Consider the following 24,851-nt stretch of genomic DNA (forward strand, 5'->3'; position numbering starts at 1 on the left):
GCCCCTAGAGCCGGATGATTTCAAATCGGGTCACAAAGTGAACCGATTTGAAATCTGAATCCGTCTCTCACCCAAGAGTTAGAGCAGGATCGATCGCGAAAAACCGATTCCCACTTTTTCGCATCCTGCTCTAGCCCGCCATCCGATGCCTTCTATGCTGCGAGATGGCTATTTCTTCTCCGGCTTTGCCGGCGGGTTCGGGTCCTTCGAGAAATTGCGGAAGACCATGTCGGGCGAGGAGGTGTTGTGGCGCGAATGCGTGGTGCGGCCCATCCAGATATCGGTCGCCTTGCCGCCCGTGAACGGCATCAGCGGCTCCTCGCGCCAGCCCTTGGCGCCGGGCTCGCGCACCGCGATGCGGGCGACATCATTGTTGAACTCGGTGACATACATCGAGCGCAGCGCCACGAAACCCTTGCCGCCGGTCACCGGCTTGTCGAGCACCGCGTCCAGCACCATGCGGTTCTCATCGACGCTGTCGAGCTTCAAGCTGCCCGACGAGCCGTCCTTGAAGCTCAGCTTGAAGGTGGTCGTCTTGGGATCGAACTCGATCTCCTTGATGTTCACGACCGGGCGGCCATCGGTCTCGATCGGCCCGAACAGGAAGGACGAGCCATAGGCTGAAGACGCAAGCTGCTGCGGCGGCATCGGCCTGGCGCGCCAATAGCCATCCTGCGGATAGACCACGAGCAATTCATGCGAGCGATCCTTGCCGAGCTTCCAGAGCTGGACGAGATGCAGGCCCTTTTCGACCCTGTCGCCGACCCGGAAGGTGGTGTCGGCCGGCCGCCAGAAGGTCGGGAAGGTATAGCCGACGAGCCAATAGTCGATGCTCTCGTAGAAGGTGACACGCTGGGGCGGCACTGGGGCTGCGAAGGAGGGATCGCCCTTCATCTCGCAATCGGTCCAGTCCGCATCCCAGTTATCCCGCAAGAGACCTGCGTTATAGGCGGGATGCGCCGCCTCGATCTGGAAGCGCCGCACCTCGGGCGAGATCGCCTTGATGGTGACATTGTCCTTCTCGGCGCAAAGCACCGGCTCGGACTCGTTCTTGACCTCGACGGCGACATCGCCGGCAGCAAGAGCCGGACAAGCAGCGCAAGCCAAGGCGAGCGGCAGGATCACGGAGCGCAGGCGGGAGAGAGAGGTCATCATCGATATCAACTCGTCAGCATGGCGTAGACATCGCCGGAATTGGCGGAATGAGGCAGGTCGCGCAGGAAGCCGCCAATCGCCTCCGCGCTCGCTGGCTCGGCGAGTTCGAAGCTCTGGCTTTCGCCGAGCGCGACATTGAAACGATAAGGTCCAAGCGTATCCAGCAGTGCGAGGCAAGCCTCCGCGACGTCGCGCTGGATCGTCGTGAACTCGAAGGAGATCACCGGTACGGCCTTGGTCAGGCCTGCCAGCACATGCGCCTCGAAGCCCTCGACATCGATCTTGATCAGCGCCGGCAGGCCATGGCGCCAGATCAGCTTGTCGAGCGTCGTGCAGGGGACCACGATCTCATGGTCCCAGACCTGCCCCTCCCAGCCACCGGCCCCTTGCGCCGCGCCGACGAAAGCCGGCGAGGCTGTCGAGACCGTTGGATTGGCGCTGTTGATCTGCAGCGTCACCACCCCTTCATTATCGCCGCAGGCGGCCTCGATCAACGTCACCAGCGGGTCGCGGCCATGGATCAGGCGGATCGCGCGCGCCGGTCCCGGCTGCGGCTCCAGCGCCACGACACGCGCGCCCAGCCGGCGAAACGAGGAGACCCGGTCCCCGACATGCGCGCCGATATCGAAGGCGAGATCGCCTGGTTTGAGGAAGCGCGCATAAAGCGCGTCCATCGCGGCATTGCGCACAGGATCACCGTGATAGACCCGCAAGGAGCGCGAAACCGCCTTGGCCATGCCCTTGGGATAGGCAGCTGCGCTCATCGCGACGCCTCATTCGCGATCGCCGGACGATTCGCGATCGCCAAGAGCTCAACCGGCGGGTCGAAATCCTCGGGGATCCCGCAAAGCCCGCTCTGCGCGAACCATCTTCCTAGTGCGGGCAAGGCCGTCAGCATGGCGAAGGGGATCGCCAGCACATAGCCCGCGGTCAGCGGCAGCGACCAGAGCAACACGGTCGGCGAGAGCAGCATCAGCGCGCCGAAGATGTAGAGGCCAAACAGCAGATGCGGCCACAGGCCGGCGAAGGCCGTGGCGAAGGACAAGGCATGCGCATCGCGCGATTGGCCGTTCCAGCCGATCCTGGCGCGCCCGAAGGCGAGCCCGACCATGAACAGCGTCGTCCGGAAGGTCGAGACCGCGCCTTGCAGGAAGGCGAAGATGATCTCGATCAGCGCCGAGGCGATGAAGCGCCCGGTGCCGCCATAGCGCCGGGTGCCGCCCCTGGTCAGCAGGATGTCGATGAAGCCTGCGAGCTTCGGCGAGAGATACATCGCGAAAAACAGCACATAGAGGGAGGCGGCCAGGCCCGAGGGATAGCCCGCAATGCCGGCATCCTCGATGGCCTTCACCGGCAGGAGCGCGATCATCAGCGTCCAGGCCGGTAACCCCAGGAACATCAGGATCGCCCAGACCAGCTGGAAGCGGCTCATCGGCTTCAAGCCGGGCAGGTCGAGCAATTTGAGATATTGCAGATTGCCGAGGCACCAGCGCAGGTCGCGCTTGGCGAATTCGAGCATGGTCGGCGGGTTTTCCTCCCAGCTTCCCATCTCCTGCGGCAAGACGCGAACCTCGTAGCCGGCGCGGCGCATCAGCGTCGCCTCGACCTGATCATGGCTCATCACCGCCCCACTGAGCGGCCCTTCGCCGGGCAGGACCGGCAGATGGCATTCATCGCGGAAGGGAGCGATCCGCACCATGGCGTTATGGCCCCAGAACGGACCGCAATCGCCGACCCACCAGGCCGAGCCCATGGTGTAAGGCCGCATGCCCTGGCGCATGCCGAACTGGAAGATGCGGGCGAAGGCAGACCGGCTCGGCATGCCCACGACCAGGCTTTGCAGGATGCCGAGCTTCGGATGCGCCTGCATCATCCGCGCCAGCTTCACGATCGCATCGCCGGACATGACGCTGTCGGCGTCGAGCGGCAGCATGACCTCGTAGCGATCACCCCAGCGCTCGCAGAAATCCCTGACATTGCCGGCCTTGAAGCCGGCATTGTCGGTGCGGCGGCGATAGGTGAGGCGCGAGGTCGCGCCGATCTCGTTCGCCCATTGCGCCGCAAGCCGGTCTTCCGCCGCCGCGACAGCGGCATCGCTCGTATCCGACAGAACGAAATAATCGAACCAGGGGCCTTCGCCCGTCGCCTCGACGCTGTCCTTGACCACGCGCAGCCGGCGGAAGGCGCGTTCGGGATCCTCGTTGCGCAAGGTCATCAGGATGGCGGTGCGGATCGCGATTGGCGTCGCGGCCTCGCCGTCAGCGGCGAAGGGCGCGACCTGGTCGAGCCCGTCATCGGCGCCGTGCAGCAGCCAGAGGCCGATCAGCGCGTTCCAGAAACCGAGCACCGTCCAGGGCGCGCCGAACAGGAAGGCAATGAGGATGACCACATCCGTCACCGTCCAGCCGCCGGCCCCGAGCACACGCCCGAGCCCCAGCAGCAATGCGCCGAGCGTGACGAGGTTCAGCGCCAGCACGAGCCAGCGCCGTGCGCTCAGCGTCGCTGTCGCCTGCACGCCCGCCGGCGTCAGGCCCCGCAGGCTTTCGACCTCTTGCGCCGCCGACTGGAACGTGGTCGGAGCGGGACGCTGGTTCATGGCGGTCTCTGTCATGATATCAGTCGAAAGGCCTGCAGTCGGTAAAGGCTTGCGGTAAAGGCTTGGTCGGGAACAGGGATCGGCTCGATATGGCGAAGGAGCTAAAGCCGGCAACCGTAGCGAGCGCAAGCGCGAAGGCGACCGCTCTCTGGTATATTTCGCCGCGTGAATGCGCCCTGAACGCCAGCGCTTTTCCCGAGGCCGGCCCGCAAGATTGTCGCATCCGTATGCTCTGGAGCGGCATCAGTCGCGGCACGGAGCGTCTTGTCCTCGAGGGCCGTGTGCCGGCCTGCGAATATGAGCGCATGCGTGCCCCCTTCCAGGATGGGGAATTCCCCTTTCCGGTGAAGTACGGCTACTGCGCAGTGGGCCAGGTGGATGCAGGCCCGCCCCGCATGCAAGGCAAGACCGTCTTCTGCCTGCATCCGCATCAGGACCATTTCACCGCGCCCAGCGACCGACTGACGATCGTGCCCGAGAATGTGCCGGCGCGCCGGGCCGTGCTGACGGCCAATATGGAAACCGCGCTCAACGCACATTGGGATGCGGGCTCCGGCCCCGGTGACAGGATCGTCGTGGTCGGCGGCGGCGTACTCGGCCTCCTCGTCGCATGGCTGGCGGCCCGGCTGCCGGGCGCACAGGTGACGCTGGTCGATATCGATGCCGGCCGCGCCGCGCTTGCCGCCACCCTCGGCTTCGGCTTTGCGCTTCCAGCGGATGCGCCTGTCGACGCCGATCTCGTCTTTCATGCCAGCGGCTCGGGCGCGGGGCTGGCGACTGCGATCAATGCCGCCGGCTTCGAGGCCCGCATCGTCGAATTGAGCTGGTATGGCGAGGGCGCCGTCCCCGTTTCGCTGGGCGGCGCATTTCATTCCAAACGCCTGCAATTGATCTCGTCGCAGGTCGGACAGGTCGCGCCTTCGCGCCGTCCCCGCTGGAGTTATGCGCGCCGCAGCCAGGCTGCGATAGCGCTTCTCGCTGACGATCGCTTGGATGCGCTGATCACGCAGGAGATCGCTTTCGCGGATGCCCCGGCGCTGCTTCCAGGCGTCCTTGCCTCGGATTGGCCGGGGCTGACTGCCGTACTGCGCTATTGACCTGACGCTACGGCTTTGGCCAAGACAGGCCCGTCATCCGGTCTAGTCGCCGGCCTGCAGGAGCCGCACCCATGTTTTCCGTCGAAGTCCGCGACCGCATCATGATCGGCCATTCGCTGCCCGATCCGTTCTTCGGCCCGGCCCGAAACATGCACGGCGCGACCTTCATCGTGGATGTCGCCTTCTTCCGCGAGAGACTGACGCGGCACAATGTCGTCGTCGACATCGGAGCCGCGCTCGAAGTGCTGAACAGGACGCTGAAGCCGCTGAACTACCAGAACCTCGACGCGCTGCCGCAATTCGCAGGCGTGCTGACCACGACCGAATTCCTCTGCAAGCACATCTTCGACGCGATGGCGCAGGCAGCCGCATCCGGCGCGCTCGGCGAGGACGGCGCCGGTCTTTCCCGCATCAAGGTGACGCTGCACGAGACCGATCTGGCGCGAGCGAGCTATGAGGGCATGCTCGCGTGAGCGGCATCGTCCTCGCCGTCCCCGGCGACATCGACCTGCCGACCGGCGGCTATGGCTATGATCGCCGGCTGCTCGCCGAATGGCGCGAAATGGGCATCGCAGCGCGCCACCTCGCTCTCCCCTCCTCCTTTCCGGACCCGACGCCTGGCGACCTCGCCGAGACCGGGCGGTTGATCCTGTCGCAGCCCTTCGATGTTGCCCTGCTGATAGACGGCCTGGCCTATGGCGCCTTCCCCGAAAGCATCGCGGCGGGCCTCGCCGGCCGCGTCGTCGCGCTCGTCCATCACCCGCTCGGGCTGGAGACCGGGCTCAGTCCGGAGCGGGCGCGCGCGCTGCTGGCGCGCGAAGCGGCCGCCTTGCGTCACGCCAGCGCCGTCATAGCAACCAGCCCGACAACGAAACGCATCCTGGTCGCGGATTTCGGCCTCGCCGAGGACAGGATCACTGTCGCGCTCCCCGGCGTCGATCGCGCGTCCCGCGCGCGCGGCAGCTCCGGCGGCAGCCCGCTTGCCCTGCTCGCCGTCGGCTCGCTCGTCCCGCGCAAGGGCTACGACGTGCTCATCTCCGCCCTGGCCAGCCTCAAGGACCGGAACTGGCGGCTGACGATCATCGGCGCGTCGGACCGCGCCCCCGATACGACCCGCGCACTCCAAGCCCAGATCGAAGCGGCCGGACTTGAGGGGCAAATCTTGCTGGCCGGAGCCGTGAGCGAAAATATCCTGGCCGAGGCCTATGATAAAGCTGACCTTTTCGTCATGCCGTCCCTGTTCGAGGGCTACGGCATGGTGCTGACCGAGGCGCTGGCGCGCGCGCTGCCGATCCTGTGCACGACAGGCGGGGCAGCCGCCGAGACCGCGCCGAATGCTGCCGCGCTCAAGGTTCCGCCCGGCGATATCGCTGCCTTCGCTGAGATGCTAGGCAAGCTCATCGACGACCGCGCGCTTCGCGAAGGCATGGCGAATGCGGCCTGGGCCGCGGCGGGTGATTTGCCGCGCTGGCGCGACACCGCGACGATCGTCGCGCAAACCTGCCGGAAGGTGATGTGATGGGCGGTTTCTCCCCCGAATGGCTGGCGTTGCGCGAGCCCGCCGACCATGCGGCGCGCAATCCGGAGCTGCTCGCGGCCGTCGGCGCGTATTTTACGCCCAAGACCTCGATTTCGATCGTCGATCTCGGCTGCGGCGCCGGCTCCAATCTGCGCGGCGCCTTCTCCGCCTTGCCCGGGCGTCAACACTGGACGCTGGTGGATTTCGACCAGCGTCTGCTCGACGCCGCGCGTGAAACGCTCCGCCTCTGGGCCGATGAGGCGCGCGAACAAGGCGAGGAGCTCGTCCTCGCCAAGGACGGCAAGTCGATCACGGTCGATTTCCGCCAGGCCGACCTGATGAAGGACCTGGAATGGGTTCTCGGCTGGCAGCCCGATCTCGTCACCGCCGCCGCCCTGTTCGACTTGACCTCGAAACGCTGGATCGAGCGCTTCGTCGCCGCGCTCGCGAGCCAGCGCCTGCCGCTCTACACCGTGCTGACCTATGACGGGCGCGAGAAATGGCAGCCGCCCCACGAGGCCGACGCCAGGATGCTCGCCGCCTTCACGCATCACCAGCACTCCGACAAGGGTTTCGGCCCGGCGGCCGGCCCTGACGCCACGGAGATCATGGCGGAAGCCTTTCGCAAATCGGGCTTCGCGGTCTCAACCGGCGACAGCGCCTGGACCATCGATGTGGGGCAGCGCGACCTTGCCAAGGCCCTGACGCGAGGCATCGCCGATGCCGTTCTGGAGACCGGCCATGTCGAGGCCGACGCGGTCGCGGACTGGCTCGGCGCCCGCGCGACGGAGGCGGCTTCCGGCCTGATCGGGCACTACGATCTCTGGGCGCGGCCCGTCTGAAACCTGCTACGGCTTCTTCCGAAAACCGGATTCCACTTTTCGGGCCGATGGCTCTACCGCAACCCAGGCAGCATCCGGCGCAGGACCCCGTCCTTGCGGATCAGATGGTGGTAGAGCGCCGCCGCGATATGCGCACCGACGAGCAACGCCGTCAGGATGGCGAGTTTGCCATGGATGCTCAGCACCTGCTCCGCCAGCGGCTGGTTGGGCGCCGCCAGTCGCGGCAGGTCGAACAGGCCGAAGAGCGTCAGCGACGGATAGAGCGAGACGCCGGTCCAGCCGAGCAGCGGTACGATCAGCAGCAGCCCATAAAGCAGCCAGTGCACCAGATGCGAAGCCGCCTTCTGCCACCAGAGCAGACTGGGCTCGTCAGGCGGAGCGCCACGCAGCAGCCGGTAGGCAAGCCGCCCGGCAACGAGCCAGATCAGCAGGAAGCCGATCAGCTTATGCGCGCTGAACAGGGTATCGGTCAGCCCGTCCCAGATATCCAGCGTATTGCCGCGATAGGTCATGGCGAAACCGAGCGGCAGCATGACCAGCACGGCCGCGGCCGTAGCCCAATGGAAATGGCGCGCGGCTGCACTATATGTGGGCGGTGGCGCAGCCCTGGTCGCGAACGGGTCGTGATCTTGCGTCATGCAACTCTCCAGGCCGGGTCGATGCCTTCGCATTCATCTCATGTTCAACGTCGCAACCCTATACGCAACGTCATTGGCGACGTCATGGCCAACGTCATGGGATTGGGTGGCTGCGGGGTCGGGCGAGGAGACAATTCCGGCGGCGGGAACCCCATCGCGGCCGGCACGTTTGGCGATACGGCCATGCGGTCGCATCCATATCGACCTTTCGACCGTAGAAGCTACACTCCACTGCCGACCACCGGCGCAATCTGACGGATACAATCCCGATGCCCAAGTCGCGTACGCTCTTCGGACGCCCGCATGAGACGAGCCTGGTGGCCGTCGACCGCGCGATCTCGGAATTCCGCGCCGGCCGCCCCGTGCTGCTGCGCGCCGGCGAGCGCCTGGCCTTGGCCCTCTCCGCCGAACTTGCCGACGCCGTGCTGGTCCAGCGCCTCGACGAGCTTGCGAAGGGCCATGCCCATCTCGTCCTGAGCGCCGCGCGGCTACGCCGCCTGGGGGCGAAAGGCCGTAGTGAAACCGGCGTGCTCGCGATACCCCGGATCGATCTGAGCCGCATCGAGACGCTCGCCCTCAAGACCGACGGCAAGGTCGATGCGCCCGTCGCTCCCGCGTCCGATGTCGACAATGTCGCGCTCGAGCTCGCCCGGCTGGCGCTTGTGCTGCCGGCCGTCATCCTCGTGCCGGTCAGCGCCGAGGCCGTTTCGGGCGAGCCGTTGATCGAGGTTTCGATCGAGGCCGTGAACGCCTATCGCGCGGCGCAGGCTGCCTCGCTGACCATCGTCGGCCGCGCGCCCGTGCCGCTGGAGGGCGCACCCGAAACCGAATTCGTCGTGTTCCGCGGTGGCGAAGGCCTGCGCGACCAGGTCGCGATCATCGTCGGCAAGCCCGACCTGTCCGAAGCGGTCCCTGTGCGGCTGCATTCGGCCTGCCTGACCGGCGACTTGTTCGGCTCGCTGAAATGCGATTGCGGCGACCAGCTCCGCGAAACCGTCCAGTGGATGGCGCAGAACGATGGCGGCATCCTGCTCTATCTCGACCAGGAGGGCCGTGGGAACGGCATCTCCAACAAGATGCGCGCCTACAAGCTGCAGAGCCAGGGCTGGGACACCTATGACGCCGACGAGGTCCTCGGCTTCGACCTCGACCAGCGCCATTACGATTTCGCGGCGACGATGCTGAAGCAGCTCGGCGTGACCCGGGTCACCGCCCTGACCAACAACCCGCTCAAGGTCGGCGCCATCAAGGCGGCGGGGCTTGTGGTCGCAGCGACCCAGCGTGTGCTCGGCCGCCCCAATATCCACAATGTTCGCTATCTCGCCTCCAAGCGCGATCGTGCCGGCCACATCATCGACATGGACGCGCTGATGGCGCGGGCCGCGCCGAAGGATTGATCGCGGGCGCAACTCCGGGCAGAGTCGACCGATGTCCGAGCCCGCGCTCGACCACGCCTCGCTTCCTCGCGCACGCTGGCCGCTCGCCAGCGTGTTTTGCATCGTGGCGCTGGCCTGGTTCGCCTTGTCCTGGCCATGGCTCTCCGGCGCCGTCACGATACCCTGGGACGCCAAGGCGCATTTCCATCCGCAGCTTCAGTTCCTGGCGAGCGCCTGGCACAAGGGGCTCTCGCCGTTCTGGACGCCCTATGTCTTTTCCGGCTCGCCGCAGGTCGCCGATCCGCAATCGCTGATCTTCTCGCCCTCCTTCGCCCTGATCGCGGCGCTGAACCCGACGCCCGATTTCCGCTGGAGCGACGGCGCCGTGCTCGGCACGCTGCTGGCCGGCGCCTTCGCCATCATCCTGCTGTTCCGGGACCGCGACTGGCATCCGGCGGGCGCGGTCGTCGCCGCGCTCGCCTTTGCCTTCGGCGCCTCGGCAGCCTGGCGCATCCAGCATGTCGGGCAGGTGCTGAGCCTCGGCTATTTCGCGATCACGCTGCTGCTGGTCGCGCGCGCACTGGAACGCGGCTCAGCGCTTTACGGCTTCGCGGCGGGCGTCATGGCCGGCTTCATGGTGCTGGGGCGCGATCAGGTCGCGCTGATCGGCGTCTATGTGCTGGTCGGGCTCGTCGTCGCCGCGATCGCCATGGCGCGCCATCCCTGGCGGGCGCTGCGCGCGAGCCTGTGGCCGCTCATGGCCGGCGTCCTCGGCGCCGCCCTGGTCGCGACCGTACCGATCCTGCTCACCGCCTTCTTCGCCCAGGAATCCAACCGACCCGAGATCGACCTGGTCGGAGCGGGCAAGGGCTCTCTGCATCCAGCCGCACTGCTCACCGCCCTTTTCGCCAATCTCTACGGCGCGGCCGGCCCGCTGGAGAATTTCTGGGGCGCGCCGAGCCCGGCCTTCGAGGCGCGCTTCGGGCCGCTCGATCTCTATCTCGCACGCAATATGAGCCAGCTCTATCTCGGCCTCCTGCCGATGCTGCTGATCCTCACCGTCGGGATCGTGCGCGGGGCGCTGCTGCGGCGCGAAATCATCGCGCTGAGTGCAGCCGCCGCGATCGTGCTGATCTATGCGCTCGGCCGTTACACGCCAGGCTTCCGCCTGCTGTTCGAACTGCCGGGTGTCGATTTCTACAGGCGCCCGGCCGATGCTCTGTTCATCCTCGGCGCGCTTCTCGCGCTGCTCGGCGGCTACCTCACTCATCTCGTCATGACCGACACTACGCCGCGCGCCCGGCCCTGGCACTATGCCATCGAGGCCGCGATCTTCCTTGGCGCGCTCGGCCTCGCGGTCTGGCTTGCCTGGACGGTCGGCCGGCTGCCCATTGCGGCCATGCCGCTGCTGATCGCGCTGCTCTGCGCCGTGCTCAGCCTGGGCGCGCTCGTCGCGGCGCGCGGCTTGAGCCTGCGTGGCTCGGGGCTGGCGGCGGCGATCGTGCTCGCAGCGACGCTGACCGTCGACCTCTCCGTCAATAACGGCCCCAGCGAATCGACCGCCCTGCCCTCGCAGAGCTATGAGGTGCTGCGCGCCGACAGCAAGAACGAGACGATCGCCCTGCTCAAGCGCGAGACCGCCCGCACCGCCGCGCCCGATCGGCGCGACCGCATCGAACTCGCCGGCATCGGCTTCCACTGGCCCAATGCCAGCCTCGTGCACGAACTCGACAACACGCTGGGCTACAATCCGCTCAGGCTTGGCCTCTACAGCAAGGCGACAGGGGCCGAGGACCACGTCGCCCTGCCCGAGCAGCGCCAATTCTCCCCGCTGATGCCGGGCTATCGCTCGCTGCTTGCCGACATGCTGGGCCTGCGCTTCATCGCGACCGGCGTGCCCGTCGAGCAGATCGACAAGCGCCTGAAGCCCGGCGACCTCACCCAGATCGCCCGCACCAAGGACGCCTATATCTATGAGAACCCGCGCGCGCTGCCGCGCGTGCTGCTCGTCACCCAGGCGCAGAAGGTCGATTTCGACGCGATCCTGGCAAGCGGGCAATGGCCGCAGGGCTTCGACCCGAAGACGACCGTGCTGCTCGACCGCACCCCGCCGCCGGTCCCGACCGGCCCGGCCCAGCCCGGCTCGGTCATCATCACCGATTACGGCACCACCGAGGTGTCGCTGAGGGTCGATGCGCCGCGCGGCGGCTTCGTCGTGCTCAACGATGTCTGGCATCATTGGTGGCAGATCGAGATCGACGGTAAGCCAGCCGAATTGCTGCGCGCCAATGTCCTGTTCCGCGCCGTCGCGGTGCCGCCCGGCCGTTCGACCCTGCGCTTCGTGTTCAGGCCGTTCGAAGGCCTGTTCGAGGATATCGGCAAGCGGCTCCGCGCGGAGCGGACAAAGCTACAAGGCTGAAGAGATGGGCGGCCCGGCCTCGCCGAGCATCCAGTCGCGTAAAGCGAGAATACGAGGGTCCTCGCTGCGGCTCTCCGGATAGATCAGATGATAGGTGTAATCCTGTGTAACGCCGAGGCCGATGTCGAACAGCCTCACCAATCGGCCCTGGGCGAGGTCGCTGTCGATCATCGCCAGATCGGCAAGGCCGATACCGCCGCCATCGATGACCGCCTGGACGACATGGCTCGTATCGGAGAAGGCGACGCAGCGGCTGTCGTCGAAATCCTCGATGCCGGCGGCCGCCATCCATAGGCGCCAGTTCGGCCAGGCGATGCCTTCGCTCGTCCTATCCGCATGGAAGAGCGTGTGCTGGAGCAGATCTCGCGGTGTCTCCGGTCTGGGGCCGGCTTCGAGCAGCCTTGGACTGCAGATCGGCACGACGAGCGTATCGAACAGCCGCTCCGATCGCAGGCGCGGATAGGCCCCGGCGCCGAAACGGATCGCAACATCGACATCGTCAGTCTCGAAGTCCCGCACCTCATCCGTAATGTCGAAGGTCAGCTCGAGGCCCGGATTCGCGGTCCTGAAGCGCGAAAGTCGGGGCAATAGCCAGTTCGTGGCAAAGCGCGCGCCCAGCGACAGGCGCAGATGCGCCGGTCCTCGCGCCAGTCTTCGGGCTCGGCCGGCGGCGCGCTGCAATATGTCGAGCGCGTCAGTCGCCGCCTCGAACAGCACAGCGCCGGCCGGGGTCAAGCGGATGCTGCGGCTGGTGCGATTGAACAGCACGAGGCCGAACTGATCCTCGATCTCCTTGATCTGATAGCTGACCGCCGCCGGCGTCAGCCCGACCTCCTCGGCCGCGCGGGTGAAACTCAAATGCCGCCCCGCCGCCTCGAAGGTCCTGAGTGCTCGTGTTCCTGGCAGTGCGTGAGGCATCGATCTTCAAGCCAAATTTGATGATCTTTCTAGAATTACTCGTTTCTAAAGCTCCGTTCAACAAGCCATGTAAGCGCAGCTTGACGATCAGCCTTGCCGGGACAGGGCTCCCGCCATCTCCCAGCCCGGATCATCGGAGTGAAACAATGTCGACCAGAGCAACCTCTTTCGTCGTTCAACGCAACGGCCAGGCAGCGACCGCCCAGGAGCTCGCCCCGCTCGCCTTTGCGGGTTACGCCCATTTCACCGCCGCCCAGATACGCGGGGGCCGGATCCGGGGCCTCGACCTGCATCTGGAGCGGCTGCATTTTGCCTCAGTGAAGCTGTTCGGCCGGGCCTTGCCCGAGGACCGAGTGCGATCCTATCTGCGCGCGGCATTGGAGGGCGGTCCGGACGATCTCTCTTTGACCGCCACGATCTACTCGCCTGTGGGTGAGTTCAGGGTGTCCGGAGCCGATGTCGAACCCCAGATACTCGTCCGCACGGGACCGCCCGCCTCCGGCCCCATGGGACCTCTGGCTCTGGCAACCATCGAGCACGAGCGGATTCTTCCTGAGATCAAGCATGTCGGCGAGATCGCTAAGACCTATTACCTCCGCCAGGCCGTCGGACAGGGTTTCGACGACGCCGCTTTCATTGACGGTCAGGGTCGATTGAGCGAGGCAACGATCTGGAACCTGGCCTTCTGGGACGGCGCCACGGTGGTCTGGCCCAAGGCCAAAATGCTGGGCGGCGTCACCATGGGTATCCTCCGCCGGCAATTGGAGCGCCTCGGCATTGCCCAGCGCGTCCAGGCGATCACGCTCGCCGACCTGCCGGCGCTGGCCGGGGCCGTGGTCATGAACTCATGGACGCCAGGCGTGGCGGTCAGCCGGATCGACTCCATGCCCTTGCCCGAGGCGCCGTCCTTCCGGGATCTGCTGCACCGGGCCTATCAGGCGGAACCGCTCGCCTCACTATGACGATTGCGCTTCGCGTTCAGGCCTGCTCGAAGACGCGCTGGCTGTCTCGTCACAGGGACGAGCTGATACACCGTCTCCTGCCAGCTTCGGCCGCACTCTCGTGGCAAGAGGCGCGCCCCGGAAAGAACCGCTGCGAGAGAATGATGACTTCGGCTCCCGTCCCGTCGCAAGGCGGCAGAAAGGCGACGCGCCGCGAATGGCTTGGCCTGCTCGCGATCGCCCTGCCCTGCATGATCTACTCGATGGATCTGACGGTGCTGAACCTCGCCGTGCCGACGCTGACACGCGAGCTGAAGCCCAGCGCGAGCCAACTCCTCCGGATCATCGATATTTACGGCTTCATGGTCGCGGGGTTCCTGATGACCATGGGCACACTCGGGGACCGAATCGGTCGGCGCCGGCTGCTGACGCTCGGCGCGGCGTTCTTCGGCCTGGCATCGACCGTCGCCGCGTTCTCGAACAGCGTCGAGATGCTGATCACGATGCGCGCCGTTCTCGGCATCGCCGGTGCGACGCTCGCCCCCTCCACGCTCTCGCTCATCGCCGTGATGTTCGACGATGAGAAAGAGCGCACCTTCGCGATATCGATGTGGATCGCGAGCTTCTCCGCCGGGGCCATCATCGGCCCGGTCGTCGGCGGTTTGCTGATCGAGTATCTCTGGTGGGGCTCGGTGTTCCTCATCGCCGTGCCGCCGATGCTCCTGCTGCTGGTCATCGGCCCCATCCTGCTGCCGGAATACCGGGCGCCGAATGCTGGACGCATCGATCTCCTCAGCGCTCTGCTCTCGCTGGCCGCGGTGCTCGGGCTAATCTACGGCATCAAGCACTGGGCTGAAGCTGGCTTCGGGCCGCTGGCCGCGGTGGCGATCCTGGCGGGGCTCAGCCTCGCCTTGGTCTTCCTGCGGCGGCAGGCGAAACTGGCCGACCCGATGGTCGACCTCGCCATGTTCCGCATCCCCGCCTTCAGGGCTGCGCTGGCGATCAACCTCGCCAGCATCCTGTTCATGTTCGGCAGCTTTATCTTCCTGGCGCAGTATTTCCAGCTCGTCGCCGGCCTGACGCCGCTGCAGGCCGGCTTCTGGTCGCTGCCCTCGGCCATCGCCTTCACGCTCGCCTCCTTCGTGACGCCCGCGCTCGCCGCCCGCAGCAAGCCCGCCACGTTGATGGCGAGCGGCCTGGCGGTCTCCGCGCTCGGCTTCATCTGGCTCGTCTTCGCGCCGGATCTCGTCCAGATCGTTGCGGCCTCGGTGGTCTTCTCGGTCGGCTTCACGCCGGTGATCACCCTGACGACCGGAATCGTCGTCGGGTCGGCGCCCCCGGAACGGACGGGCGCCGCCTCCGCCATGTCGGAGACCAGCGCGGAACTCGGCGGCGCGCTCGGCATCGCCGTGCTCGGCAGCCTTGGCGCGGCACTCTATCGCAGCCGCATGACGGATATCGTGGTGCCCGGCATCAGCGCGGACGCACTCGCCCCGGCGCGGGCGACGCTGGGCGGGGCGCTCGCGCTCGCGGCCAAACTCACCCCGGATCAAGCGGGGCCGATTCTGGCGCAGGCGAGCGCTGCCTTCATGGCGGGCTTCCACGCATCGGCCATCCTGTCGGTCGCTGGCATGCTGTTCTGCATCGCCGTCACGCTGACGGTGCTGCGAGACGCCCGCCCGGGCGAGCCGCATTAGAGGCAGGGGGCAGGTTCACCCCAGCGCGCCCATCGCCGCCTTTGGCTGGATCGGCAACCCGGCGAGCACCTTGGCAAGCCCGGCCGGATTGACGACGCCACCGCTCATCGTCTCCTCGCGATGGATGCCGCCGGCGATGAACAGGCTGTCGAAGCCCATCATTCGCGCGCCGGCGAGGTCGGTGCGAACCGCATCGCCGATGACGAGCACCTTGGCGGGGTCAACCGTACGACCGCCGCGCGCTGCACGGGCGGCCTCCAGCGCGAGGTCATAGGCCGGCCGGTGCGGCTTGCCGGCCCAGGCAACCTGGCCGCCGAGCTCCTCATAGATCGCAGCCAGCGCCCCGGCGCAGGGCAGGAGATCCTCCCCGACATGGACGACGAGATCGGGATTGCCGCAGATGAAGGGCACGCCGCGCGCGGCAAAGCGCGCGAGCTGCGGGCGGTACTGCTCCGGCGTCTCGGTACGGTAATCATTGAGCTCGGTGGCGACGACGAGATCGGCTTCCTCCTCCCCGACCAGGACGATGTCGGCGCCTTCGAAAATCGAGCGGTCGTCATGCCAGCCGATATGAAACACCTTATGGTGATGGCTCCCAGCGATCAGCGCCTTCGTCACGTCGCCGGAGGTCACCAGCCGGTCCCAAGCCTGGCGCGGCACACGCTTCTTGTCGAGCACGCCGGCGACCTGTTGCGAGGGGCCCGGCGCGTTCGAGAGCAGCACCACCGCCCCGCCCGCCTCGCGGAAGCGGGTCAAGGCGTCGCAGGCCGGTTGCAGCGCCCAGACGCCGTCATGAACCACGCCCCAGACATCGCTGATCAGCACATCGTAGCGGGCAAGCAGCGCGCCCGCCTCGGTCAGAACCGGAACGCTCATCACCGCCCAGCCCTTGCCTCGAGCGCCATCCGCGCCTCGACATCGGCGCGGCGGGGCAGCGGCGCGACCGCACCATAGCCCTGCGTCGAGAGCGCGGCGGCGACATTGGCGTAAACCCCGGCCGCGAAGGCGTCGCCGGTGCGGATATATTCCGACAGGAACGCACCGTCATAGCAGTCGCCCGCTCCGGTCGCATCGATGGCCTCGACCTTGATCGGCACCAGACGCTCGCGCCGGACAGGCGTCGCCACCAGCGAGCCCTCATGGCCGAGCGTCAATGCCACCACCCGCGCACCGAGGCCGAGATAGAAATCGACGATGGCGTCGGGAGAATTCAGGCCGGTGAGCTGGGTCGCATCGTCCAGCCCCGGCAGCACGATGTCCGACATCGCGCAGGCGGCGTGGATGATCGCTCGCGCCCGCGTCAGCGGCCAGAGCTTGAGGCGCAGATTGGTGTCGTAGGCGGTCAGCACGCCGGCCTCGCGCGCGGTCGCGAAGGCTTCGAACACCGCATCGCAGGCGCTCGCCGAAATCGCCTGACTGATACCCGAGGCCTGGATGATGCGCGCGGAGCGGATCAGCTCGCGCGGCAGATCGCGCGGCCCGTAGAGGCTCGCGGCGGAGCCCGCCCGCAGATAGGAGAAGACATGGCCGCTCGGCCCATGATCGACAAAATAGAGCCCGGTCGGCGCACTTGGATGCGTCGAAACATGGCGATCATCGACGCTCTCGCGCTGCCACAGCCCACGCAGGGAGCGGCCGGCGCTGTCATCACCCAGCGCGCCCGCATAGGCGACCGAGGCGCCCTGGCGAGCCGCGGCGACGGCGCAGTTGGAGGTGTCACCGCCATGGCCGAACTGGAAGGAGCCGGCATCGCCGCGCGTCGCGTTGAACTCGCCCAGCGGTTCGCCGATACAAAGCAGATCGATCTTGGGTTCGGTCACGGCAGAAACCATCTCGGACAGGGGTCTCGCAGGGATGCGCAAGCGCGCTTTCCTAGAGCAGGATGCGGAAAAGTGGAAACGGGTTTTCGAAAGCAGGCCTTATCGAGCCAGGCCTTACGAAGCGACGCCGGGCCCGTCGCCTGATCTATTCGGCGGCTTCCTGCTTCGCCCGCCTGGCCTTCAGGCGCCTAGTGACCTTCATGATGTCGCGCCGGAGCGTGGTCGTACCGCCGGCGGGCACAGCGACGGATGAGGCCGGCACCGCCGGTTTCGCGTCCTCGCGCTTCGGGACGCCTCGTTCGGTCCGCGCCTGCATCAGCGCGCCCTGCAAGGTCTGTATTTCGGCATGCAGCGTCTCCAAGCGCTGCTCACGCTCGCGCAAATGCCCGCGCATGGCCTCGTTTTCCTGCCTGAGCTTATGGTCGGCTCCGAGCCTCGTGGCTTTCAGCTCCTCGGCGACCTGCTCGGCCGCCAGGCGCGCCTGCATCTGCAAAGCGAGCGCCTCGGTCTCCTGCTTCAGCAAGCCCTGGATGCGGCGGGTCTCGACTGTGGCCGCAGCGCTCGCAGCATCCGCCGCCGCCAGCCCGGCTTCAGCTTGAGCCGCGCGCGCAGACAGAGTGTCGGCGCGCAGCCTTTCGCTGTCGCGATCAATCGTCATCGCCGAGAGCGCGATCTTGGCCACAACGAGCCCCTGCTCGGCAGCCGCAAGACGGCCTGACAGGTCGGCAGACCGGCCTTCCAGCACCAGCATCTGCGTCCGATGCTCGAGCTGCGAGGCTTGCAGCACGTCGCTCTCTCCCCGCAGCGCGGCGAGCTCCGCATCACGCTCGCCCAGCAGTGCCTGAACCCGGCCCAAGGTCGCGCGCTCCTGGTCGAGCTCCGCGCCGCGCGCAGATAGATCGGCGCTCGTGCCGGTCAGCGCCATGCGCGCCTCAGTGAGGCTGCGCTCGAGGGCGGCGAGGTCCGCGATGCGCTTGTCCAGCAGCTTGCCCGTCTCCGCATGGCTCGCGGTCTCGACGGCGAGCCGGCCTTGCGTCTCAGCGAGCTTGCCGCGCGTCGCGGTCAGGTCCGCGTCGAGATCGGCAATCCGCGCCCTACCGGCGCGCAGATCACGTTCGAGCTGACCGATCGTCATGTCGCGCCGGCCGATATCCTGCATTGCCGCCGCCTTGGCGGCAAAGCCACGCTCGGCCTGTTGCTCCAGCCCCCGCGCGCGCAAGGCGAGTTCCGCCCGCAAATGGTCGCGGTCAGCGGCGATCTCGGCAAGCGACAGGGGGAACGCCGCCTCGGCCCGCTTGCGCGCCAGCCTGTCGGCGCGGCGCGCCAAGGCCGGGACCGCCGCCAACGCCAACAGCGTCGCCGACAGAAAGCCGAGCATCACGAGCATGACGGCTTCGATCAAGACTTGCCGCTCCGCATCTGGACATGATCAGACACGTGAAACTGCCACGCCGGCCGCATCATGACCAGCGCTTCGGCAGAGCCCTCTCAGCAGACGCTCTCAGAAGGGGTTCCAGGTCGCCTGAGGCGTGAACTTCAGATAGCCGAGATTGACGCCCAGGCGCCAACCGATGCCGGTGCGGATCGGCACCAGCGTCACATTCTCGGCCGCCATGGCGGTAAAGCCGAAGCCGCCGATGAAATAGGCCGAGCCGTCGACGCCGACGAAACGCTGGTAGAGCGCCTCGACCGCCGGCAGGTTATAGACCAGCATCATCGTGCGGGCGCCCTCACCGCCGAAATCGAAGCCGACGGACGGCCCTTGCCAGAACACCTTGCGGTCGCCGGCATTGCGGGTGAACAGCGTACCCTCGCCATAACGCAGCCCGCCGACGAAGGCGCCGGAGGCCTCCTGGCCCAGCACATAGCCATTGGGCTCGCCCCAGCGCCGCACAGCCTCTTCGATCGTCAAGGCAAGGCCGCGCGAGACGTTTCCGAAGAATTGATGGCCGGAGCCGACGAGCTCGTTTTGCGAGAACGACCGGCTCTGGCTGTAGTTCTGCTGAGCGAGGGCGGGGGCGGACTGCATCGCCAAGCCGGCGCTCGCAAGCGCGAGCCCTCCAGCGACGAAGCTGCGGCGTGTCTTTATCATCGAGTTCATCTCCGGGCTGGGCGCCAGTTCGTGAATTCAAACCGACCGGAAGACCGTGGAGCCAGCAGTGCAGTCCACTGCAGATCCGTGCCGATCCCCCTGTCGGAGGGGAGCTCTGAACCACGCGGAAACGCGCGGTTTTCGAACGCGAAGCATGACACCGCGCAAATACGCACCATTTCGGTAACGGGTTTGATACCTTGCAAGTGTATCCAACCCGTGAAGATTCCGGCGCGCTACGGCTCACCGAAGAACTGACATCCAAAGGATTTGACGCGATGAAGGCCGCAACATGGCAGCGCTGGATCTCGATTGCGGTCGGCGTGCTAGCGCTCGCCATCGCGATCCAGCCGGTCATGGCCACGCAGCCGCTCGCCTCCTCCGCGCCAAGCCTTTCCTCCGCGCAAAACCTTTCCTCCGCGCAAAACCTGGCCTCCTCGGATTCGGTCATGCCCGGCCTGCCCTCGGGCCTGCCCCAGCTGCCGCGCCTGGGCGAGATGATGCAGCGCGACACGCCCTCCGGCTTCGCGCTCCACGGCTATGACCCCGTCGCCTATCAGCTGCTGGGACGCGCGACGCCGGGTCGTCAGGACTACGAACTCAGCCATGGCGGCGCGGTCTGGCGCTTTGCCTCCGCCGCCAACCGTGCGGCGTTCCGCGACGCGCCTGACGTCTATGAGCCAGCCTTTGCCGGGTTTGACGCCACGGGCGTCGCCGATGGCCGGGCGGTCGAGAGCGATCCGCACCTGTTCGCCGTGATCGATTCGCGGCTCTACTTGTTCCGTACGGCCGAGAACCGCCGGCGCTTCATCAGCAACGCCGCGCTGTTCCAGCTCGCCGAAGCGCAGTGGAAGGATGTCTACGGGACCATCGCGCGCTGAGCGTCCTCCGCCGCCGCGGCCGCGCGGCGTGCGAGCGCTTCACTGCTGGCCGCCACGAAGGGCGGGTTGCGAAACTGGCGCTCGCTCGCGCCATAGCGCGGCAAGTCCCCGTCCAGCATCAGCACGCTGCCGCCCGCGGCCTTCAGGATCGCGTCTCCGGCCGCAATGTCCCATTCCATCGTCTGGCCGGCGCGCACATGCAGATCGGCCTCGCCCGAGGCGATGAGCCCGAACTTGACCGCCGACGACATCGGCGTCGTGGCGCGCGATCCCATAGCCACCGCGACCTTGTCGCTGAGCTCGTCGCCATGGAAGCGGCTGACCAGGGTGACCGGCCCATCGGGCGGAAGCGACCGGACATGGATGCGCTCGGGCTCACCCAGCGCCGCCCCATCCGATGCCAGACGCTGCGCGAAGGCGCCCTCGCCGGCGAACCAGAGCCGCCCGAGCTGCGGGGCTGCGATCGCGCCAGCGATCGGCCGGCCGTCGCGGATGATCGCGATCGCCACGCAATAGCTGTCGCCATTGGCCAGGAACTCGCGCGTGCCGTCCAGCGGATCGAGCAGGATGAAGATCGGAGCGGGCGCGACGGCGTCGGCGCTTTCCTCGCTGATCACCGGGAAGCCGGGCAGCAGGCGCGCAAGCGCGCCCTTGGCGGTATGATCGGCCGCGAGATCGGCCGAACAGACCGGCGACCCGTCGGCCTTGACCTTGACGTCGCGCGCCATGCGCATCGTCAGCAGTACCGCCGCGCTCAGGCGCGCGGCTTCCGCGAGCCGGCGCGCCAGATCGTTGCAGTCGCAAAGACGGGGGTCGTCCTGGCCGATCATCGTCCCGAGCGCCCCTTCGACAAGAAAATCAGGGTTAACCACATGCAAACCAAGATGGCACCATATCTTTGTATGAATGGCGCCGCTTTACACCGCGCGCTCCGCACCGTCGATCGCAGGACCCCAAGCCATGACCGCCATCTCGCTCGAGCCGCTAGACCTAGCCGCGCTCCTCTGCAGCCGCGTCTGCCATGACGTGATCAGCCCGGTCGGCGCCATTGTCAACGCGCTGGAGGTTCTGGAGGAGGACGATCCCTCCATGCGTGATTTCGCGCTGGACCTGATCAAGAAGAGTGCCCGCAGCGCCTCGGCGCGCTTGCAATTCGCCCGCCTCGCCTTCGGAGCGGCCGGTTCCGCCGGCGCGATGATCGACCTCGGCGACGCCGGCAATGTCGCCAACGGCTTCCTCAACGATGACAAGCTCTCGCTCGACTGGGAGGCGCCACGCGCCTTGCTGCCGAAGAACCAGGTCAAGCTGCTCCTCAATCTGCTCATTCTGGCGACCCATGCGGTGCCGCGCGGCGGCAAACTGGTCTCCCGCGCCACGATCGAGGGCGAGCAGGGCCGCTTCGTCATCACCGCCACGGGCTCGCATGCGCGCATTCCCAACCATGTCGAGGATTTGATCGCGGGCCATTCCGAGACCGGCACGATCGACGCCCATGCCGTCCAGCCGCTCTACACCGGCATGGTCGCCCGCGCCGCCGGCATGGCGATCAGTTTCGCCATCGAAGGCGACACGGTCAGCATCACCGCACAAAAGGCCGATTGAGCGCCGAATCATTGCGCTGCGGGTTCGATCGAAACAGATCATAAACCCTTCTCCTGCTTAGATCGCCCGGTATTGTTGCGTGGGTGATGGTCTTCGGCATGGATGATCTGCTGCAAGAGTTCCTGAGCGAGACCGGCGAGAACATCGACACGGTCGATCGGGAACTCGTACGCTTCGAGCAGGAGCCGAACAACCGCGAGATCCTGCGGAACATCTTCCGCCTGGTGCATACGGTGAAAGGCACTTGCGGCTTCATCGGCCTGCCCCGGCTGGAAGCGCTGACCCATGCGGCCGAGTCGGTGATCGGCCAGTTCCGGGATGGGGCCACCGTCAGCGCGATCGCCGTCACCGCCATTCTCGAAACCATCGACTGCATCAAGGAGATTCTCGCCGAGCTCGCCGAGAAGGGCCAGGAGCCCGTCGGCAATGACGAGGTGCTGATCACGGAATTATTGGCCCTGGCCGACCAGGCGAAAGCCGAATTGTCGCATCTGCCGCCGGAGAGCGGCGAACCAAGTGACCCCGTCGCCGCTTATCTCACCCGCCATGGCTCGCCTATGAGCGAGGACGAGCTCGATCTCGTCTTCCGTAGTGCGCCAGGGCCGGAGCGCGGCCCGAACGGACGCATCGAAGTGCCGGCTGCGGCGAAGACGGCGGACGAGCGCGCGCCGCGCGAGAGCCGCCCCGGCGGCTCCGCGACGCTGCGCGTCAATGTCGACACCATCGAGCATCTGATGACGATGGTGTCGGAGCTCGTCTTGACCCGCAACCAGCTTCTGGAGATATCCCGCAAGCAGGAGGATGTCGGCCTCAAGGCACCGCTGCAGCGGCTCTCGCTGATCACGGCGGAGCTGCAGGACGGCGTCATGAAGACGCGCATGCAGCCGATCGGCAACGCCTGGTCGAAGTTGCCGCGCATCGTGCGCGATCTCGGCGCTGAACTTGGCAAGCGCATCGAACTGGTGATGGAGGGCACCGATACCGAGCTCGACCGCCAGATCCTCGACCTGATCAAGGATCCGCTCACCCATATGGTCCGCAACTGCGCCGACCATGCCATCGAAGCGCGGGAAGAGCGGCTCGCGGCGGGCAAGCCCGAGCACGGCACCATCCGTCTCGCCGCCTATCACGAGGGCGGCTCGGTGACGATCGCGATCTCCGATGACGGACGCGGCCTCGACATCGCGCGCATCCGGCGCAAGGCCCTGCAGCAAGGCCTCGCCCAGGAGGCCGAGATCGAGCGCATGAGCGACGCGCAGATCAGCCGCTTCATCTTCCACCCCGGCTTCTCGACGGCGGAAAGCGTGACGGCGGTCTCGGGCCGCGGCGTCGGCATGGATGTCGTCAAGGTCAATGTCGACGCCATCGGCGGCATCATCGACGTCGCCAGCACGCCCGGCATCGGCACCACCATCACCATCAAGATCCCGCTGACGCTGGCGATCGTCTCCGCCCTCATCGTCGTGGCCGGCAAGCAGCGCTTCGCCATTCCGCAGATCGTGGTGCGCGAGCTCGTCCGGGTGAAGGCGGGCGCGGACCATCGCGTCGAGCAGATCAACGGCGCGCCGGTGCTGCGCCTGCGCGACCGCCTGCTGCCGATCATCGCCCTGTCCGCCCTGATGGGGGCAGCCGGCGCGCAGACCGATGACGGCTTCATCGTGGTGACGCAGATCGGCGAGCGCCAGTTCGGGATCCTGGTCGACGGTGTCTTCCACACCGAGGAAATCGTCGTCAAACCGATGTCGACGAAACTGCGGCATATCCCGCTGTTCTCCGGGAACACGATCCTTGGCGATGGCGCCGTGGTGCTGATCGTCGATCCCAACGGCATCGCCCGACTCGTCGGCGCGGCCGCGACCGTCGATGCGCTGCGTGTCGAGGCGCCGGCGCAAGCCCAGTCGCCCACCGCCGAGAAGACGACGATGCTGGTGTTCCGCGCCGGGCTCGAAGGCGTCAAGGCGGTGCCGCTCTCGCTGGTGACCCGGCTCGAGGAGGTCGATGCCGGCGAATTCCAGCATAGCGGCGGCCGTGTCCTCCTGCATTACCGCAACCGGCTGATGCCGATCATTCCGGTCGGCGAGGCCGCGATCCGCGCGGAGGGACTGCAGCCGCTCGTCATCATCTCCGAGGGAGAACTGATCCTGGGGCTCGCGGTCGATGCGATCGTCGACATCGTCGATGAGGTGCTCGATGTCGAGATCGCCTCGATGATCGACCGCGGCGTGATCGGCTCGGCCATCATTCGCGGCCGCGCCACCGACATCCTCGACCTCGCCCACTACCTGCCGAAGGACGACCCGGGCTGGCTGAGCGGCCGACGCTCAGACGCGCAGCCGATCGATGCCGCACGGATCCTGCTGGTCGAACCCTCCGACTTCCTGCGCGAGATGCTGAGCCCCGTGTTGAAAGCCTCGGGACGGCAGATCGCCTTCGCCTCCGATTTCGAGACTGCGACGCGGCTGGCCGCGCACGAGGCGATGACCTGCGTGCTGATCGACCTCGACCGCACCCCGGACGCCGCCTACGCCTTCGCCGCGGCGCTGCGCGCCTCCGAAAGCGGCGGCCGCCTCCGGATTCTCGGCCTGACCTCGCTCGCCACCCCGGAATTGCACATGCGCGCGGCGCAGGTGCGGCTCGACGAGGTCATCGCCAAATTCGATCGCCGCGCCTTGCTGAGCGAGCTGGCGGAACGCAAATCCGGCATGAGGCAGGCCGCATGAGCAAGCACGACGCCAATGCACCCGCACCCGGCGCCGTCTCGGCGGCTGCGGCTTTCGGCGAATCGCTGGACTATGTCACTGTCACCGTCGGCGAGCAGCTGCTCGGGCTGCCGATCGGACGCGTCCACGACGTCTTCATCGCCAACCAGATCACGACCGTCCCGCGCGCGCCCTCCGAGATCGTCGGTCTGCTGAACCTGCGCGGGCGTGTCGTCACCGCCATTTGCCTGCGCCAGCGTCTCGGCCACCCGGTCGCAGCCACCCCCCGCCATGACGAGGCCTGCGAACTCGTCGCGGTCGGCATCGACCTTGGCGGCGAGGCCTATGCGCTGATCGTCGATGCGGTCGGAGAGGTGATGCGCTTGGACCATTCGACCTTCGAACCTGTTCCCGTGCATCTCGATGCCAGTTGGGCCGCACTTGCGGCCGGCGTGCATCGTCTCGACGAGCGCCTTCTCGTCGTCCTCGATGTCGATGCCGTCCTGAAGCTTGATTTGCCGGTGGCCGCCTGAGGCGTCGCCCTACGATTTTTGGAGAA

The 24,851-nt window shown here is 66.9% G+C and carries 22 protein-coding genes; 12 read left to right on the top strand and 10 right to left on the bottom strand.

Annotation, left to right across the window (positions count from 1 at the left end; genetic code table 11):
- Nucleotides 1–168 precede the first annotated feature (168 nt).
- The 3 genes from BHK69_RS27085 to mdoH are packed head-to-tail and all read right to left on the bottom strand — an operon-like array spanning nucleotide 169 to nucleotide 3,751.
- Entirely contained in the window at nucleotides 169–1,152 is a 984-nt protein-coding gene (locus BHK69_RS27085) for a hypothetical protein (RefSeq protein WP_244548337.1), read from the bottom strand.
- 8 nt (nucleotides 1,153–1,160) lie between these two features.
- Entirely contained in the window at nucleotides 1,161–1,919 is a 759-nt protein-coding gene (locus BHK69_RS27090; RefSeq protein WP_069692821.1) for an FkbM family methyltransferase, read from the bottom strand.
- Nucleotides 1,916–3,751: a glucans biosynthesis glucosyltransferase MdoH gene (gene mdoH / locus BHK69_RS27095; protein ID WP_148663606.1), complete on the bottom strand. Its 1,836-nt coding sequence runs from the start codon at nucleotides 3,749–3,751 to the stop codon at nucleotides 1,916–1,918. Before mdoH ends, BHK69_RS27090 begins: the two co-directional genes overlap by 4 nt.
- 89 nt (nucleotides 3,752–3,840) lie before the next feature.
- Here mdoH and BHK69_RS27100 point away from each other — a divergent pair, with 89 nt between their 5' ends.
- From BHK69_RS27100 to BHK69_RS27115, 4 genes are all read left to right on the top strand, one after another.
- Nucleotides 3,841–4,848 carry a zinc-dependent alcohol dehydrogenase gene (locus BHK69_RS27100; protein WP_069693999.1) on the top strand — a complete coding sequence of 336 codons (1,008 nt, stop codon included), beginning with the start codon at nucleotides 3,841–3,843 and terminating at the stop codon, nucleotides 4,846–4,848.
- A gap of 71 nt (nucleotides 4,849–4,919) precedes the next feature.
- Entirely contained in the window at nucleotides 4,920–5,321 is a 402-nt protein-coding gene (locus BHK69_RS27105; RefSeq protein WP_069692823.1) for a 6-pyruvoyl trahydropterin synthase family protein, read from the top strand.
- On the top strand, nucleotides 5,318–6,367 hold the full coding sequence (locus BHK69_RS27110; RefSeq protein WP_069692824.1) for a glycosyltransferase family 4 protein: 1,050 nt from the start codon (nucleotides 5,318–5,320) through the stop codon (nucleotides 6,365–6,367). Before BHK69_RS27105 ends, BHK69_RS27110 begins: the two co-directional genes overlap by 4 nt.
- Entirely contained in the window at nucleotides 6,367–7,209 is an 843-nt protein-coding gene (locus BHK69_RS27115) for a class I SAM-dependent methyltransferase (RefSeq protein ID WP_069692825.1), read from the top strand. The genes BHK69_RS27110 and BHK69_RS27115 overlap by 1 nt, the downstream gene beginning before the upstream one ends.
- Before the next feature lie 53 nt (nucleotides 7,210–7,262).
- On the opposite strand, the gene BHK69_RS27120 is transcribed toward BHK69_RS27115, so the two are convergent.
- On the bottom strand, nucleotides 7,263–7,847 hold the full coding sequence (locus BHK69_RS27120) for a cytochrome b (protein ID WP_069692826.1): 585 nt from the start codon (nucleotides 7,845–7,847) through the stop codon (nucleotides 7,263–7,265).
- Nucleotides 7,848–8,116: 269 nt separating this feature from the next.
- Here BHK69_RS27120 and ribA point away from each other — a divergent pair, with 269 nt between their 5' ends.
- Nucleotides 8,117–9,244 carry a GTP cyclohydrolase II RibA gene (gene ribA / locus BHK69_RS27125; protein ID WP_069692827.1) on the top strand — a complete coding sequence of 376 codons (1,128 nt, stop codon included), beginning with the start codon at nucleotides 8,117–8,119 and terminating at the stop codon, nucleotides 9,242–9,244.
- 31 nt (nucleotides 9,245–9,275) lie between these two features.
- Complete coding sequence (locus tag BHK69_RS27130; RefSeq protein WP_069692828.1) at nucleotides 9,276–11,642, top strand: glycosyltransferase family protein; 2,367 nt, start codon at nucleotides 9,276–9,278, stop codon at nucleotides 11,640–11,642.
- On the opposite strand, the gene BHK69_RS27135 is transcribed toward BHK69_RS27130, so the two are convergent.
- A complete protein-coding gene (locus BHK69_RS27135; RefSeq protein ID WP_342029739.1) occupies nucleotides 11,631–12,500 on the bottom strand; it encodes a LysR substrate-binding domain-containing protein in 870 nt (289 codons plus the stop codon). The two genes, BHK69_RS27130 and BHK69_RS27135, sit on opposite strands and share 12 nt — an antisense overlap.
- 29 nt (nucleotides 12,501–12,529) lie before the next feature.
- On the opposite strand from BHK69_RS27135, the gene BHK69_RS27140 reads away from it, so the two are divergent.
- Together BHK69_RS27140 and BHK69_RS27145 are read left to right on the top strand one after the other, a co-directional pair.
- Nucleotides 12,530–13,522: an aminotransferase class IV family protein gene (locus tag BHK69_RS27140; protein ID WP_244548338.1), complete on the top strand. Its 993-nt coding sequence runs from the start codon at nucleotides 12,530–12,532 to the stop codon at nucleotides 13,520–13,522.
- 140 nt (nucleotides 13,523–13,662) lie between these two features.
- Nucleotides 13,663–15,198, top strand: coding sequence for an MFS transporter (locus tag BHK69_RS27145; RefSeq protein ID WP_069692831.1), 1,536 nt, complete (start codon nucleotides 13,663–13,665; stop codon nucleotides 15,196–15,198).
- Nucleotides 15,199–15,213: 15 nt separating this feature from the next.
- Here the strand turns inward: BHK69_RS27145 and BHK69_RS27150 are convergent, their stop codons facing one another.
- The 4 genes from BHK69_RS27150 to BHK69_RS27165 form a co-directional block, all read right to left on the bottom strand.
- On the bottom strand, nucleotides 15,214–16,074 hold the full coding sequence (locus BHK69_RS27150) for a TIGR01459 family HAD-type hydrolase (RefSeq protein WP_069692832.1): 861 nt from the start codon (nucleotides 16,072–16,074) through the stop codon (nucleotides 15,214–15,216).
- Nucleotides 16,074–17,018 (bottom strand): sugar kinase, encoded by a 945-nt coding sequence (locus BHK69_RS27155; protein ID WP_244548340.1) that lies wholly within the window; start codon nucleotides 17,016–17,018, stop codon nucleotides 16,074–16,076. The genes BHK69_RS27150 and BHK69_RS27155 overlap by 1 nt, the downstream gene beginning before the upstream one ends.
- 145 nt (nucleotides 17,019–17,163) lie before the next feature.
- Entirely contained in the window at nucleotides 17,164–18,420 is a 1,257-nt protein-coding gene (locus tag BHK69_RS27160) for a coiled-coil domain-containing protein (RefSeq protein WP_069692834.1), read from the bottom strand.
- A gap of 99 nt (nucleotides 18,421–18,519) precedes the next feature.
- Nucleotides 18,520–19,110 (bottom strand): DUF1134 domain-containing protein, encoded by a 591-nt coding sequence (locus BHK69_RS27165; RefSeq protein ID WP_199578991.1) that lies wholly within the window; start codon nucleotides 19,108–19,110, stop codon nucleotides 18,520–18,522.
- 278 nt (nucleotides 19,111–19,388) lie between these two features.
- On the opposite strand from BHK69_RS27165, the gene BHK69_RS27170 reads away from it, so the two are divergent.
- Nucleotides 19,389–19,991: a YHS domain-containing (seleno)protein gene (locus BHK69_RS27170; RefSeq protein WP_148663607.1), complete on the top strand. Its 603-nt coding sequence runs from the start codon at nucleotides 19,389–19,391 to the stop codon at nucleotides 19,989–19,991.
- Here BHK69_RS27170 and BHK69_RS27175 read toward each other — a convergent pair.
- On the bottom strand, nucleotides 19,970–20,821 hold the full coding sequence (locus BHK69_RS27175) for a 3'(2'),5'-bisphosphate nucleotidase CysQ family protein (protein ID WP_069692836.1): 852 nt from the start codon (nucleotides 20,819–20,821) through the stop codon (nucleotides 19,970–19,972). The genes BHK69_RS27170 and BHK69_RS27175 overlap by 22 nt on opposite strands.
- Before the next feature lie 130 nt (nucleotides 20,822–20,951).
- Here BHK69_RS27175 and chpT point away from each other — a divergent pair, with 130 nt between their 5' ends.
- From chpT to BHK69_RS27190, 3 genes are all read left to right on the top strand, one after another.
- Nucleotides 20,952–21,593 (top strand): histidine phosphotransferase ChpT, encoded by a 642-nt coding sequence (chpT, locus tag BHK69_RS27180; RefSeq protein ID WP_069692837.1) that lies wholly within the window; start codon nucleotides 20,952–20,954, stop codon nucleotides 21,591–21,593.
- Nucleotides 21,594–21,691: 98 nt separating this feature from the next.
- Nucleotides 21,692–24,313, top strand: a complete 2,622-nt coding sequence (locus tag BHK69_RS27185) for a hybrid sensor histidine kinase/response regulator (RefSeq protein ID WP_069694001.1) — start codon at nucleotides 21,692–21,694, stop codon at nucleotides 24,311–24,313.
- A complete protein-coding gene (locus tag BHK69_RS27190) occupies nucleotides 24,310–24,825 on the top strand; it encodes a chemotaxis protein CheW (protein ID WP_069692838.1) in 516 nt (171 codons plus the stop codon). The genes BHK69_RS27185 and BHK69_RS27190 overlap by 4 nt, the downstream gene beginning before the upstream one ends.
- Nucleotides 24,826–24,851: the final 26 nt, after the last annotated feature.

Origin of the sequence: Bosea vaviloviae (assembly GCF_001741865.1) — a bacterium.
In the GTDB taxonomy this organism is placed as follows: Bacteria; Pseudomonadota; Alphaproteobacteria; order Rhizobiales; family Beijerinckiaceae; genus Allobosea; species Allobosea vaviloviae.